Here is a 15,380-nt window from a genome sequence, read left to right as displayed (position 1 = left end):
TAGTTGCGTGGTTAAGCACCTAATTTAGCAAATAAATCACGGATAGAATATTCCGCAGGAATGTTCGTAAGTCGACAGTGACCACGCAATTAACTATACACGGTGTTGTGCTTTCGTTAATTTTTTAATTCTTCTTCTATTAAATTTATCATTTACTTAATTTGAATTTCATTATCAATTAGGCTGATCACTTTTTTAATTTTTCCTTCAAGATCTGATATTTGATAAATTGTGGCCTGATCTGAACCTTTAGTTCTGAATAAAATTATTTTAAACTTTTCACTCTCGAGTAATAATTTTGGTGCTATCGGAGTATACATTTCGTTTTCATTTAATTTAAAATTATCGAACAAAAAAGGCCTATTAAAATCTCTTAAATTGGAAAAACTATTTTTCTCAAGTCTTAATTTTAAGTTTACATAATCAGAATCATAAATTTGAATAATTCCATACTTGATGGAATCATTCTTTATAATATCTATCCCTTTGCTTTCAAGTGCCTTGTAGGCCGTATAACTAGGTCTAAACGTCTCACCTCCTGCTATAAATATAAAGTTAATCGAATCATTTAATTCTTTCCCAGTTTTAATAGTTTCCAATAGATCAATTGCGAGGTCTCTTCGAGATATCGCACGATTTTTCATTGAGTGAAATGCATTGTTGAGGTCATAAATAAGAGCGCTTTTTACTTCTTTAAGAATCTCAATTTCTTCTTGCCTTTGTTTTTGGCCTTCATTCCAGTTGTTAATTTGTAATGCGATTAAGATTCCAATAACTACGAGTATGATTTCTCCGATAGCATAAATCAGATATTTGCCGAATTTATTTTCTGTCAACATTCTTTGTCTAATTTTTCTAAAGAATTTAATCATTGTATATCTATAATATCATCTTTGTGCATAAACTCGTACTTTACCTTATCATTACTAAATCTTAGCATGCGCTGACCATGTTCATTTTTATAAAGCACAAAGACCCCATCATCATTGTATTCATAAAAATAATTAGTTTTATGCCAATATAAAAGACTGATTGAATTTAAATAACTTATAACAATATGATCTTTTTTAATAGTTAACTTCTGATCTGGAATATTAAATGCGGACATTGTTTTATAGGTTCCTTCAAACGGTTCTATTGAATCTTTCCTTGGTAATGTTTTTAGCTTTAAATCATTAGATTCTATTCCTAATAAGGAATCTATATTTTTGTATATTTTTATAGCATCTACTTTGTAATCATTGGCAATTTTAGAGATATTTCTTAAATCATTTAAGTAAGTCATAGTTCTATTTTTAATGAACGGATCATTAAATAAATGTCTTAATGATTCTTCTTCAGAAAGTATGCCCAAATTTAAATCAGCATAAATTGGGTTTTTGTTATTACTATTTCTGTTTAATACCCATGTATTTTTAATTGTTTCGTTGTAATCATTAATATCATTTTGTTTTTCAACATATAAATCATTAAAAAAAGACAATATGTATTGATATTTCTCTGGTAGATTTTCTAAATTTTGCATCAACCTGTTATAACCTGCTTTTTGAGTTGTAAACGAGACGTAATTACCAGTAATTCTTAATTGAAATGGATTTTTTATAAATTCTTCTTCAGAAACAGTATTAAAATAAATTTTACGAGCCAATGAATCTTTACCCATTTTAACGTCAAAAATGCGTTCAGCATCAGCAATATCTACAAGAAGTTCCTTTTGAATTTGAGTTAAAATACTTTTTATTTTTTTCTCGTTTTGAGCTTCGTTATACTTACCATTAATTGCTACCGCTATTAAAATTCCAATAACCACGAGTATAATTTCTCCGATTGCGTAAATCAGATATTTACTGAACTTGTTTTCAGAGAGAAGTCTTTGTCTAATTTTTCTAAAGAATTTTATCATTGGTTAGAGGTTGGTTATAATGAAGCACAACGGTTTTGTGTATGGTTAGTTGCGTGTTTAAGCAACTAATTTAGTAAACAAAAACGAACGCGAGAAAATTCCGAAGGAATTTTCCAAATAAGCACTTACCAAAGCAATTAATTATACACGTTGTTAGCCTTTCGTTATTTATTCAATTCTAACTCCATTAAGTCAATAATTTCAATCTGCAATTCTTCCATTCTAGAGTTTGCATTCACTAAATATTTATTAAAGTTTGTTAGATATTTAAACCGCATTAAAACAACATGGTCTGCTTTTAGTTCAGGAATATTTATCGGTATATTAGATAGAACGGATGGTGTCAAATCCCAATCTTCAAAATAATTAATTGCTGAATCAAAAAGTTTATCGCCATGTAAATAATACATTGAAAGCACGTCCTCATATTGTGGATATAAAACATCGTATAATCTAATAATTTTATGTTTTATAGAATCATTTGAAACTCTATTCAATCCAAACTCTTTCAACGATTCAAAAGGTGCTTTCGAAACCATGAAGGAAGTTCTTTTTGTTGCCATTGAAAATTGATAGGCCGTAGAATCATTAAATTTTAAATCACCTTGCAACCAATCAATAACTTTGTATTGACTTTTAAGAATTTTTTCATGAAAGTGATAGTTTTCTTGTATGTCAATTAAATCACTTTTAATACCATTTTGAATTTCTTTAATCAACTTTATTTCTAATTCTTGTTCAGTTTTAACTTCCTTCCATTTATTTGCTTGAAAGGCAAGTAGAATCCCAATCATTACAAGTAAAATTTCACCAATGGCATATATCATGTATTTACTGAATTTATTTTCAATCAGTAATTTTTGCCGAATTTTTCTAAAGAATTTTATCATTGGTTAATAGTTGGTCATAATGAAGGCTAACGTGTTTGTGTATGATTTCGTTGCGTGTTTCAGCAACTAATTTAGCAAATACAAACCGAATAGAAAATCCGCGAGGATTTTCGTAAGTAGACGAGCACTAGCAATGAATTATACACGTTGTTGTGCTTTCGTTATTTTTTATTTATCAATCAGTTTTAATGAATGGAAACTCTCCTTTCTCTGATATAAAAATCAATTTTGTTGGCTTTACATTTTTGTTAAAATTAATCTGAATAGGCAACTCATCAAAAGGAACAAATGTCGAATCGGTTTTTGGTATTAATAAAGTTTTCCAATCATCTACTCTCATAAATAAACCCTCTTTGTCGCTAGTGATTTTTAAAATATAATCATCGTCCGTATTTTTGTATTCTCCAGTATACTGTTGAATTATATTTTCTGGTACATCTACTAAATAAGATGAAATAAGTTCAGGAATTTGTTGCTCCAGTTCAAGGAGTTTTGAGATTTTTGTATAAGACTTCGCAATTTGATACCTATACATTTTTATAGTTGCAATGTGATTTTGGGTCAAATAAATTTGAAAAAGTTTTAAGTCGTTTTTATAAAACGGGTCAGTAAGAAAATATGTCAATTTTTCACTGTCTATTGGTTGCGAATGAGTATTAGAAAACCAAGGTTTACTATTTGCCCACTTTTTAAGGTTTTCAAGGCACAATTCAGATAGAATATTATTTGGTCTCACAATACTCGTTTTATATTCTATATTAAGAGTGTTTAATAAGTCCACCACTTCTTTATATTTTACTGGAACTTGGTCTATAACTGCTGTTAAATTGTTATACCCATTTTCGGAAAACAGCATTTTTTCATAATTTGTAATTAGAAAACCAAACATTGGATTTGTCGTGTAATCTTCTTCGGTTACTTTATTATTTAGTACAAGAGTGATTAAAGAGTCTCGCTCAACATCAAATTTCAAAACTCTATCGGCTTCCTCGAAATCAATAATCATATCTTTCATTATTTTATCAAATAGTACAGCAAATTTCGCTTCATTTTGTTTAACTAAATTTCTGTTATTAATATTCAACGCTATTAATATCCCGATAATCACTAAAATAATCTCTCCAATAGCATAAATCAAATATTTGCTGAATTTATTTTCAGTCAGTAGTCTTTGTCTAATTTTTCTAAAGAATTTTATCATTGGTTAGCGGTTTCTGGTAATGAAGCACAACGGTTTTGTGTATGATTTCGTTGCGTGTTTCAGCAACTAAATTAGCAAATACAAACCGAATAGAAAATCCGAGAGGATTTTCGTAAGTAGGCGAGTACTAGCAATGAATTATACACGGTGTTGTGCTTTCGTTATTCTTGTAATTGTTCATTAATTTTTATGATAATGTCTTCAGCTCTTTGTTTAGTAATAATAAATATTTCATTTAATCGCATTTTTCGATATATATTATTCTTAATAGAGTTTCGCATATTTGGTGTTTTTAATTGTTCTAAAAAAACAACTTTTCTAGTGTCTTCTGGTTGTGCAAATGCAATTTCTTTTTCTTCATAAAACTCATCAGGGTAAATATCAACTTCAAAGTTCATAGCTGACCAGAGCTTTCCGTCATCAAGAGTATCCTCATAATCCCAACCAGTAAGTTGATAGAAATCATTTGAATTTATTGTGTAATAGTTATTAATATCATTGAAAAGTTCAGTAAAGTAAAAGAAATCTGTAATGCTTGTGTTGAGAATCTTTTCATAGCTCTGATTTCTAATTTTAAAATTGAAAACAGTGTAAGGTAGTTTGAAGTATAAATCATTTGCAGATAAAGTGTCAGAAAAATTACCATTTAATATAGATTTGGCATTATTGATAAATACTGGAAATCTTTCTATTTGTTTTGAAAAAACTGTAGTATCTGCCACCAAATCATTACGTATATCTTTCAATACATTTTTAACGATAGTTTTCTCTTTTCTTTCTTCGTTCCAATTATTTATTGTCAATGCAATCAAAATTCCAATAACAACAAGAATAATTTCGCCAATGGCGTATTTAAAATACTTTCCAGTTTTGTTTTCACTCATAAGATTGAATCTAATCTTTCTAAAAAACTTAATCATAGTTTCCTTTTTATCAGCAAGCGCCTGTCCGCCTGTGGCGGAGCTATCTCTACCAAAGGTCTACTAGACCTTTGATTTTACTTTGCAAAATTTCGTTTCGATAATCTAAAGAATTTAATCATTATTAATTAATTAACATTTCATCTAATTGTATAATTATTTTTTTTTGAATATTGGAAAGAGTTAGAGCATTACTATATACTGCATTTGCGTTAATCATTTTCATTGTTACGTGATTTTCGAAAGTAGCACTTCCTAGTATGTCGATTGAATTAACCTTAAAATCGCTTTCGTCTAAACTCGTAAACCCAATACTTTTTACATTTTTCATTTGGTAATTATCTTGCATGAAGTCATAAATATAGTTGTAATACAAATCGTATATAATTTTTGAATCATAGGTGTATTTTTCAAAATTAAAACTCCAAAGACTAATTAAGTTTTTTAAGCTATCATTTTTGATGGCGCCTAGTTCTTCAGAACTAATAAACGTCTTTATTGGTGTGAATTTTGGTGCAAGAGCCATGGCAAACATTAGAGTGTCTAATTTAGTACTACTAATTTCCTTTGGTTTAATTGACATAATATCTAAAAGCTCAGTTGTTTTATTTAAGACAAATTGATGCTGTCTTAATTTAATTTTAAGCTTGTTTTCGTTTAGGATAACTTCTTTTTTTAAATTTTCTAAATATTTTACAGAAACTGTTTGTTGTTTATTTGTTTCATTCCAATTATTTACTTGTAAGGCTAGAAGGATACCAACCATAACAAGTAATATTTCACCAACTGCATACTTAAAATACTTTCCAGTTTTGTTTTTCTCCATAAGGTCGTATCGTATTTTTCTAAAGAATTTTATCATTGGTTAGCGGTTTCTGATAATGAAGCACAACGTGTTTGTGTATGGTTAGTTGCGTGGTTCAGCAACTAATTTAGTAAACAAATACTTGCCAGAGAAAATTCCGAAGGAATTTTCCAAGTAGGCACTTGCCATAGCAATTAATTATACACGGTGTTGTGTACTGTTTTTATCTACTTAAAAAAATATAATAGAAGAAAAATAACCATACTAAAAGCCATGCAATCATATACCATGTTAATTTCTTTTTATACCAAACAAAAGCTGTAAACAAAATTAAATATATGCTAACGAAGGGTATGAAAAAATACTCATCACTTATATAAAAAGCAGTTCTGTTCATTGAAGGTTGTATGAGGCAGAATGTTCCAAAAGTCATTAGAAATTTATGCTCATTTAAATTTCGTTTTCTACTCAAAAAACCAATACCAATGATTACTGTAGCAATAATAGCCTGAATCGAAGTATTCAACGACATCTTATCAATTCTTCCAAATTCCTCATATAATTCATAAACCATGTAACCTAAAGATAAAATCATTGCACCATATATGAACATGGCTAATAATCCCAATGTCATATGATGTTTAACATATCTTTTTTTTATTAAAATATTTTGAAGAACTAAAATCGTAAACCATCCGAATGCAGTTATGGCATGGATAATAAATCTTGGAATAAAATTCGTGTCTTGTCCTGTGTCCCATAGCCAATTATCACTAAATCCTACCATCATTAGAATCCAGAAACACAATGCCATTAATAAATGAAAGTTCTTTCTTAAATAATGTTGATTTTGTTCAACCATGATTTATTGGTTTTTTGAAATTGTACACAACGATCTCGGCTATGATTTCGGCGTGGAACGATACGTCAGAATCGTTCCGCAGTTGAAATCGGCCGTATGTATTGTTTTCTTGTTCATATTAGTTCTTCAGCCACGCTGAATTATAGCCATTGTTGGCAACAGTTTGCTATTCTTTTAGCATTTTTCTAGTTATATCGATTATAATTTCAGGCTCATCTCTTTGAAAGTGATGCCATGCATCTGTGGAAATAACCACATAGCAGTTCTTGAACATCAAAGGCCATTTACTGAATGTAGTAATCCGTTTCTCAATATGAGCTTCAAACCAAAGTTCATCGCTATCCCATGGTTTAGTAAGACCTGGTGGTGTAGGTGGATAACTTGGAAAACCTTTCGTCCCTAATAATAAAGCTATAGGTTTTTCTGGATGTGGTCCAAGATCTCTATCTTTAACATTTTGACCCCAATAATTTGCAAGAGTTTTAGACTCCGCAACTAAGGCCTCTGGTGCTTGTATCATATTTAGAAAAGCAGCGAAGCTCTCTCTGTCAAATTTATCAACTGCTTTTGGATCCATACCTCGTTTTTCAAAAGATTCATCTCCTTCACCTGGCTCAGCCATAAAATTGTCGGGTTCCACATAAATCAAAGCTTTTACGTCTTCAGGATAGTGTCCTCCATAGGTTCTTATTAAAACACCGCCCCATGAGTGCCCAAGCATTACGTATGGTTTAGGCAATTCAAGCTTATTTAAAAGCTTATGAAGTGTAGAGGCTATATTTCTTGGTGTGGGCACTATTTCATTCCATTCTGAATTGCCCAATCCTGAGTGTGAATAACTGAATACTGGTGCAAACTCTGCAATAGAGTCCAAAACAGTAGTCCAAGCATTATTATCTAAATTACCAGCACCAATTCCAGCCTCAAATACAACTACTGGAACACCTGTAGAAAGGTGATGCTTTCCTTGAAATTTTACTTCAAATTTATAACCGTCAATATCTACAAATTGAATCCCTTCATTTAATTCGTTTTGAGCTAAAACCGTGATATTAAAGAATATTAAAATAAAATATATTGAAATTTGGGTTATTTCATAAATAATACTATTTCTCATATTTGGTGTATTTTTTGGTTCTAATTGTTGCCAACGGTCTCGGCTATGAATAGTTGCGTGGTTTGGCACTTAACTTTGCAAGCCTCCCTGCCGGCAGGCAGGTACATACAGAACTGGAAATTCCTGCGGAATTTCCAAAGTAGGCGAGAATAAGCAATTACTTATAGCCATTGTTAGGCACTGGTTTTTAATTCATTCCTTTTGCTCCAATAGTATATTGCAAAACCAATTGCGACAATTGGTAGTACAATTCCAAATTCGTCTATATAATAAGCTGTATTACCTGTGTCTTCTGTCAAAGGGGTGAAAATACTTTGAATAAATAGATTATGACTTCCATGAAGTATTACAGCAGTCCATAAGCTTCCAGATTTCATACGAAACCATGTGTAAATGAAACTTATGCTGATAACTAATACCATGAAACATGGCATAGCAAACCAAGATGGTGTTCCACTATTATAATCAGCAAATAATAAAATTGGTAAATGCCAAACTCCCCAAATAAGTCCTGTAATTAAAGACGTTTTTGTAAATCCTTGACTTTTATATAATTCAGGAACCAAAAATCCACGCCAACCAATTTCTTCTCCTAGAGCACTAGACATACTACTAATTGCTCCAAAAACTCCAACAAGAATAAAGTAAAATAATATGCTAAATCCAGAGCCAATTTCACCAAGTCCAAAAGATTCTGTTATCCAATTTACCGTTTCTCCATTATAAAATTTTCCCCAGCCAAAACTCCAAATAATTATATAGGCAATAAATGCATAAAGTAAAGGAATCAAATAACTTCTAATTTGATATTTTGTCTTTCCCCATTTCCAGCCTAGGTCAGAAATATTTCTCTTTAAAATTTTCATTGTAATCAAGGCAGAAATTCCTGGACACCACATAAGTCCCATAACATATTGTCCAGCACCTCCGCCTAATTTTCCAGAATATATTATTAGGAAATAAAAAATTGCACTTAAAGCAAAAGTTATGGAAAGGAATATTCCAATAGGCTTAAACTTATTATCGATTTGATTGTCCATATTTAATTGGGTTAGTTTATGTCAACTTGTGCCTAACGGTCTAGTGTATGATTTCGTAGCGTGTTTAAGCACTAAAGTTAGCAAATAAATCACAGATAGAAAGTCCGCGAGGACTTTCGTAAGTAAGCTCTAACTAGCAATGAATTATACACATTGTTGTGCTTTCGTTATTTTTTTAGTAGGTCTTTTAATTTTTTTGTTATAGATTCATTAAGTTCAATTAATTCTTTATACCAGTCAGATTCATTCTCTGATGCAGATTTCATAGAATTCAAATAACCTTTTAAACCTTCCAAGGTATAACCTCGGTTTCGAGTAACGAATTCTTCGAAATTCGAATAGCTATTGTTTATATATACATTTTCAAACCGAATAACATATTCAACATCAGCATAGTATTTAGAAATACTATTTTGTAAGTCAATATTCTGGTATAATTCTAAATCATTATTTGAAGACATTGTCTTAAATGTGGCATTATTTACTTTTATGGATTTTATCGTAAGAATACCTCTATCACTATAATCTTCTATAAAATCTTGTACTGGTTCTGATAGACTATCAATGATTGAAACTTTAGTGGAATCAAATACCATACACTCAATTAAACGCTTTTTATCTAATTCTAGGTCATTTAAGAGTGATTGAGTATATAAATTAAGGCGTTTACTATCAATTCTATTCTCATTCCAAGTATTGATTTGAAGTGCTAATAAAATTCCAATAACTACAAGAATGATTTCTCCAATTGCATATTTCAAGTACTTTCCAGTTTTATTTTCCATAAGCAAGTTTTGTCTAATTTTTCTAAAGAATTTTATCATTGGTTAATGGTTTGTCATAATGAAGCACAACGGTATTGTATATGAGCTGTTTTAATGGCTTATATACGTTGTTGGCTGCAGTTATTTATTGTTTGTTCCAAATTCTAGTTGTCGCTGGTATTCTTCTTCATCAAAATAGCCTTTTGATTCTTGGATTAATCCATTATCATTCAAAGTCCATTCTTCAAATCCGTTAATTTTTATTTTGTTTCCAGTTCCGCTTAGCCCATTATTTGTTCCAGTTAGTGTCCAATAGAATCGTGTTTTGTCAGATTTAGTGACTAGACTATCCATTGAAACAATCATATCAGGAAAAGCGTCCATAAATCCTTTAGCAACATTTGTAATGGCATTTCTTCCAATGGCAGGTTCTCTATCATTCACTTGTAATGAACCGTCTTCAGCATAAAACATAGCTACAAACTCAGGTCGGTTACTACCCCAGACTTGGGCATAGTTGCGTGCACAGAGATTTAGGTCGAATTCTCTTTCTTCTTCGGGAATCCGGTGAGCGGTCCATGAAACACTTAACAGTTTCCATTGGTCGCTGTCTTTCATCATTATAGCATGATTAACCTCATTGCTACTGGCAACACCGAATTTTGAAATGACGGTAGGCATTGTTACTGAGGCCAATCGATCTTCGGTTATACTTATCTCATACGAATCGGCGGATTCTAAAATAGGCTTAGGATCTTTCATATCTCGGATGGTTTCCAAATACGCGTCAATAGTCATCTCTTTATGCTGCCATTGCCCATTTTTCGGATACGTATATGCGATAATGGCCTGGTCGAAACTCAGGTCATCCAATTCTTGAGCATCCCGGTTTCCAACTGCAGCCAAGATCCTTTCAAGTATAGCTTTTATTTCTTTTTCAGATTGACTTGATGTGCTTTCTATTTGGTCTGAAGTAGTGTTTTCTGAACGTTTTTCTGTGCTCTGATTAGATTGACAACTCACAATCAGCAAGGACAGTAACAAGGATAATAAAATTTGATTTCTCATAATATTATTCATTTTTCGATTGGTTTAATTGCTGTCAACGTCTCTGTATATGGCTCGTAGCGTGCAAATTATGAAATTACTTTCGGATGAAGCACGAGCCGAATTTTTTAATTTTTCTTATTATCTTTTCTCAATAAGCCAAATTAAAAAATTTGGCGGATTTCGCAAATATGCCTTAACTTCGATTAAGCAACTGACTAGCTATGAGCTATATACGTTGTTACCCACAGTTATTTTAGTTCGATGTTGATGTTTCGTTTCCAGTTTCAAAATCGTAGCTGATAGTCGCTGAATTTGGTATATTCTCAAAGGAATTTACAATTTCGTTTTGGTTCGAAACTCTTGTAAGTTTGACTTGTAAAGCACCAACATTACTGCTAACTGCTGTTGCTCTAACTCCGACAACTTTATACTCTTTCACAATTTTTGAGTCAGAAATAAAATCGTCTGTATTTGCGGTTAGACCCGAGTACGTTTCAGTCATTTCTACAACTTGGTCGTCTCCATCTGTCGTGAGGAAAGTCGCTTGAAATTCGTAAGGTTCATTTGGTCCGAAAGCTGCAATATCAACTGTAAATTCTAAATTATAGTCTTGAAATTGAGATAAATCGACAGTTGCGTTTTGATTTTTACTAAATGTTTCTATTAATGTTCCTTCTCCTACAATTTCTGTTCTCCATTTTAGCGTTGTATCATTAAGTTCTAAAATCTCTAAAACATAGTTTTCCAATCCAGCGTCAGCCTCATCGAAAGTGATAGTCAATGTATTTCCATTTTCCAACCAATCTCCAAACTCAGAAATATCTTCTCCGTTATTTCCAAAACCTTCATAAATAAATTCTACTCGGTTGTCAGTTGTAAATTTTAAGATACTGTTATCAGGTATTCCAGAGTTATTTCCATTAAATGTGCTTGAAACTCCATACCAAGTTCCAATTAAGTCGCTATCGTTTCCGCTACTATTTTCGTCATCAGATGAACAAGATAAAATTGTAATTCCTAAAATAATCGTAAGTAATAAATTCAGTTTTTTCATTTCGTAAAGTTTGGTTTTAATTGTGGGTAACTGGTTATAGTGATACAAATATAGCCGTTTATAAATTATATCTACTGGATAAACGCACGTTAGTGGTGTTTTTATCAGTAGACTTAAATTTCTGTACCGCAACATCTAATGGATTCCTAATTTCTAAAACATCTTGACGCGTTACATGCGTGTAAATCATCGTGGTCTCTGGTCTAGAATGCCCTAATAAAGTTTGAATATGCCTAATGTCAACGCCTTGCTCTAATAAATGTGTCGCATAACTGTGACGCAATGTATGTGGTGTCACACGCTTTGTAATACCTGCAGCTTGACAATTGCGCTTTAAAAAAGCACGTACCGCAGAAGCACTGTAAGGCTCGCTCGTTGGGCCTTTAATAAAATACGTGTCAGGTTCATAGGTTTGTATATAATTTAAAAGTAAAGGCATACTAATTTCTGCCAAGCCTACATAACGATCTTTACGCCCTTTACTTTGCCTAATATGAATCTGCCGCCTGCTCAAGTCAATATCCGAAATGTGTAAATGTAACAACTCACTAATTCGTAAACCGCAAGAGTAGAGCATCGCAATAACCGTTCGGTGTTTTAAATTGGTTGTTTTTTGTAATATCCTCAAAACCTCATCTTGTGATAAAACTACAGGTAAATATCGGGACCGTTTGGGCCTCGTAAGTTCAAGTTCTGCTATCGCAGTTGATGGTTCAAAAACAATAAAAAGCTTTAAAGCACTAATAAATTGCCGTTGTGAACTAATACTCAAACGTCGCTGTATTACCACCGCTTCAATAAAACGCTCTACCGAACGATTATCAAGTGCTTCCAATGCCGTATCAGCATGAAAAGCAATAAAATCGGCAACATAATGAACATAAGTGTTCATAGTACTTTTGCTATACCGTTTGCCTTTTAAATAGATATAAAAATCATTGAGCAATGTTTTTTGACTGGTATTTAGATTTCGGTGAAGCACCTTATATTTTTGTGATCTCATACGAGCATTAAGAGGCTTATAAGCCGAATCATCAATCACAGCCAGACCCTCAAAATGTGTAGCAATAACCTTAAGGTTGTCCTCGTTATCATCCACCAACCACATCTGCTTCGTTTGACTCCATGTAGCACTTGGTATACGCTTTACAAGCGAAATGAGCGACTTGTGATATGGAAACTTCAACCCAATACAATGGCGACTGCGGTGCTTCAGTTGTTGCAACCTAATCTGAGGTAAATTCATGAGACCGTATTTAATGTAAATATAGAAAAAATACTACACTTAAACCAGTGAGATGCCGGAGAGGTTTTCAGAAAAAAACACATTAATTACTTGAAGGTAGTACTTTCCGTATAGTATTCAATACTCTTAATAATAAGATTATTGGCAACCAGACAATCAATTTTTGGCGCACCAATGCGTTCTAGCAATACAAAATTAATATTACCGTGCTCATTTTTCTTATCGTACTTCAGCAAATCAATAATCGCATCATAATCAGAAATGTCTATGGTCACCGGTTTATAAATGGCGTTGATCGCAGTTGTGATATCGTCTAAGTCGGTTTTTGGGAAATTTAGTAGTGCTGCGGAAATATAACACTCCAAGATCATGCCTACCGCTATAGCCTCACCATGGAGCAAATCGGTTTTATCAGTAGCACTCAAAAAGAATGATTCTATGGCATGACCCAAGGTATGACCGAAATTTAAATGTTTCCGCACACCTTGCTCTGTTGGATCTTCCAGAACGATATCCTTTTTAATCACAATAGATTCGTGAATCAATCCATCTAAATCATTCAGGGTCAATTCCGATAAATTAGTGAGCTTATCAAAATAGGCCTTGTCGCGAATAAGTCCGTGTTTGAGCATTTCCGCTAAACCCGATTTCAAATGATTTTGTGGTAACGTATCCAAATAAGACGTGTCTACAATCACCATATCTCCAGAGCTAATCACACCAACTTGGTTTTTTAGAGCCCCCAAATCGACGCCAGTTTTCCCGCCTACAGAGGCATCTACCATCGCCAATAATGAGGTCGGAATATTGATGTACTTAATCCCGCGTTTGAAGGTGCAAGCCACAAATCCGCCCAAATCGGTTACCACGCCACCACCAAGATTTAGCATCAGGCTTTTGCGATCGGCACCAAGTTCAGATAAGGCATTCCACACACCAACACAAGTGTCTATGGTTTTGAAATGTTCACCGGCTTCAATTTCTATAACTTCTATCGCAATACTAGTCTCTATATGTGCCATAAATTTGGCAAGACAATGCTCATGAGTATTGCTGTCTACGAGAATAAATAGTTTTGAAAAGTCATGCTTATCAATGTACGTATTTAGCGCTGTATAAGCCTTATCGTTAAAATGAACAGTGTAAGTATCGGTGATTATAGAATTCATTGCGTTTATGTGCGTTCTTAGAAAGTGGAAAATTAGCGACTTTTAGTAAAATAATAGCTACCGAATAATTATTTTTGTTACATATTTTTCTGAAATGGATAAAAACACGCTTTTTAATAATACCGAAGTTGCATTTGCGCTTAAAAATGATGCACAACTAGAACGTGCTTACTTTTTGTTTAAAATGATTTCAAACGAACCTCTTGTGCGTATTGGAACCGCAGCGACTAATTTTGCCTTGAAAGCGAGACTCCCTGTAGAAGGTTTGATTCGTTCAACCGTATTTGATCACTTTTGTGGTGGTGTAAATGAAGATGATTGTCTGCCAGTAATTGATAAAATGTTCACCAAAGGCGTGAGTTCGGTTTTGGATTATTCTGTAGAAGGCAAAGAGGAGGAAGCAACGTTTGATGAAGCTAGAGATAAGATTTTAAAAATCATTCAGTTTGCCGATGAAAAAGAGTCCATGCCAATAGTGGTGTTTAAACCTTCAGGTTTCGGACGTTTTTATTTATATCAGAAAAAAGGAGAAGGACAATTCTTTACTCAAGATGAACAAGCCGAATGGGATCGCATTGTGGCCCGTTTTGATATGGTTTGCAGCCTAGCCAAATCAAAAGATGTTGAAGTCCTTATTGATGGCGAAGAAAGCTGGATGCAAGATGCTGCCGATGCCTTGTGTGAAGACCTCATGCGAAAGTACAATACCGATAAGCCTATTGTTTACAATACCTTACAATGCTACCGTTGGGACCGATTAGACTATCTTAAAGCCATACACCAACGAGCTCTAAAAGACAACTTTAAAGTGGGATTAAAAATTGTTCGTGGTGCCTATATGGAAAAAGAACGGGAGCGAGCAGAGGAGAAGGGCTATCAATCTCCAATATGTGATACCAAAGAAGATACCGATAAAAATTTCGATGCGTGTATGACGTATATTTTAAACCATTTGCAGGTGATGTCTATTTTTATTGGTACACATAATGAACAAAGTTGCTATCTGGCCATGGAAATGATGACCAATTTAGGCATCGACAAAAAAGATAATAATGTGTGGTTCGGACAACTCTACGGCATGAGTGATCATATCAGCTTTAATTTAGCAGAACAAGGCTATAACGTCGCCAAATATGTCCCTTTCGGACCCGTAAAAGACGTAATGCCCTATTTAATAAGACGAGCCGAAGAAAATACCTCTGTTGCCGGACAAACAAGTAGAGAGCTCAATCTACTAAAACAAGAAAGAAAACGTCGAAAATTATAACAGACGCTTTATCAAGTATAAATGCTATTTAAAGACAAAAGAACGAGATATAATATAAATCGTCTATTTTCGTCAAAACAAAACCTTTTTTT

15 protein-coding genes are annotated in these 15,380 nt (G+C 32.9%); 1 reads left to right on the top strand and 14 read right to left on the bottom strand.

Going from position 1 to position 15,380, the window contains the following annotated elements; all coding sequences use genetic code 11:
* Positions 1-152: 152 nt before the first annotated feature.
* The 14 genes from BLT57_RS10160 to aroB all read right to left on the bottom strand — a co-directional run bounded on the left by BLT57_RS10160 (position 153) and on the right by aroB (position 14,021).
* Positions 153-839: a DUF6090 family protein gene (locus BLT57_RS10160; protein WP_172827419.1), complete on the bottom strand. Its 687-nt coding sequence runs from the start codon at positions 837-839 to the stop codon at positions 153-155.
* A 29-nt stretch (positions 840-868) separates the two neighbouring features.
* Positions 869-1,903 carry a hypothetical protein gene (locus BLT57_RS10155; protein WP_091425421.1) on the bottom strand — a complete coding sequence of 345 codons (1,035 nt, stop codon included), beginning with the start codon at positions 1,901-1,903 and terminating at the stop codon, positions 869-871.
* Positions 1,904-2,067: 164 nt separating this feature from the next.
* Positions 2,068-2,730 (bottom strand): hypothetical protein, encoded by a 663-nt coding sequence (locus tag BLT57_RS10150; RefSeq protein WP_157717170.1) that lies wholly within the window; start codon positions 2,728-2,730, stop codon positions 2,068-2,070.
* Between the two features lie 238 nt (positions 2,731-2,968).
* Positions 2,969-3,994, bottom strand: a complete 1,026-nt coding sequence (locus tag BLT57_RS10145) for a DUF6090 family protein (protein WP_091425418.1) — start codon at positions 3,992-3,994, stop codon at positions 2,969-2,971.
* 161 nt (positions 3,995-4,155) lie between these two features.
* Complete coding sequence (locus BLT57_RS10140) at positions 4,156-4,878, bottom strand: DUF6090 family protein (protein WP_091425417.1); 723 nt, start codon at positions 4,876-4,878, stop codon at positions 4,156-4,158.
* Positions 4,879-5,038: 160 nt separating this feature from the next.
* The gene (locus BLT57_RS10135) at positions 5,039-5,740 is read right to left on the bottom strand and encodes a DUF6090 family protein (RefSeq protein ID WP_172827418.1); all 702 of its coding nucleotides are present in this window, start codon (positions 5,738-5,740) and stop codon (positions 5,039-5,041) included.
* A gap of 202 nt (positions 5,741-5,942) precedes the next feature.
* On the bottom strand, positions 5,943-6,581 hold the full coding sequence (locus tag BLT57_RS10130) for a hypothetical protein (protein ID WP_091425414.1): 639 nt from the start codon (positions 6,579-6,581) through the stop codon (positions 5,943-5,945).
* 166 nt (positions 6,582-6,747) lie between these two features.
* On the bottom strand, positions 6,748-7,698 hold the full coding sequence (locus BLT57_RS10125) for an alpha/beta fold hydrolase (RefSeq protein ID WP_091425413.1): 951 nt from the start codon (positions 7,696-7,698) through the stop codon (positions 6,748-6,750).
* Positions 7,699-7,871: 173 nt separating this feature from the next.
* Positions 7,872-8,738 (bottom strand): CPBP family intramembrane glutamic endopeptidase, encoded by an 867-nt coding sequence (locus BLT57_RS10120; protein WP_091425411.1) that lies wholly within the window; start codon positions 8,736-8,738, stop codon positions 7,872-7,874.
* A gap of 167 nt (positions 8,739-8,905) precedes the next feature.
* A complete protein-coding gene (locus BLT57_RS14170) occupies positions 8,906-9,523 on the bottom strand; it encodes a DUF6090 family protein (RefSeq protein ID WP_197675469.1) in 618 nt (205 codons plus the stop codon).
* Positions 9,524-9,643: 120 nt separating this feature from the next.
* Positions 9,644-10,570 (bottom strand): ester cyclase, encoded by a 927-nt coding sequence (locus BLT57_RS10110; RefSeq protein WP_157717169.1) that lies wholly within the window; start codon positions 10,568-10,570, stop codon positions 9,644-9,646.
* A gap of 235 nt (positions 10,571-10,805) precedes the next feature.
* The gene (locus BLT57_RS10105; protein WP_157717168.1) at positions 10,806-11,606 is read right to left on the bottom strand and encodes a lipocalin family protein; all 801 of its coding nucleotides are present in this window, start codon (positions 11,604-11,606) and stop codon (positions 10,806-10,808) included.
* A gap of 58 nt (positions 11,607-11,664) precedes the next feature.
* Positions 11,665-12,852 carry a site-specific tyrosine recombinase/integron integrase gene (gene xerA / locus BLT57_RS10100; RefSeq protein ID WP_091425407.1) on the bottom strand — a complete coding sequence of 396 codons (1,188 nt, stop codon included), beginning with the start codon at positions 12,850-12,852 and terminating at the stop codon, positions 11,665-11,667.
* Positions 12,853-12,938: 86 nt separating this feature from the next.
* Complete coding sequence (gene aroB, locus BLT57_RS10095; RefSeq protein ID WP_091425405.1) at positions 12,939-14,021, bottom strand: 3-dehydroquinate synthase; 1,083 nt, start codon at positions 14,019-14,021, stop codon at positions 12,939-12,941.
* A 94-nt stretch (positions 14,022-14,115) separates the two neighbouring features.
* On the opposite strand from aroB, the gene BLT57_RS10090 reads away from it, so the two are divergent.
* Positions 14,116-15,288 carry a proline dehydrogenase family protein gene (locus BLT57_RS10090; protein ID WP_091425404.1) on the top strand — a complete coding sequence of 391 codons (1,173 nt, stop codon included), beginning with the start codon at positions 14,116-14,118 and terminating at the stop codon, positions 15,286-15,288.
* Positions 15,289-15,380: the final 92 nt, after the last annotated feature.

The organism is Formosa sp. Hel1_31_208 (assembly GCF_900104785.1).
Lineage (GTDB): Bacteria > Bacteroidota > Bacteroidia > Flavobacteriales > Flavobacteriaceae > Psychroserpens.
This window is presented reverse-complemented; position numbering and strand designations above follow the sequence as displayed.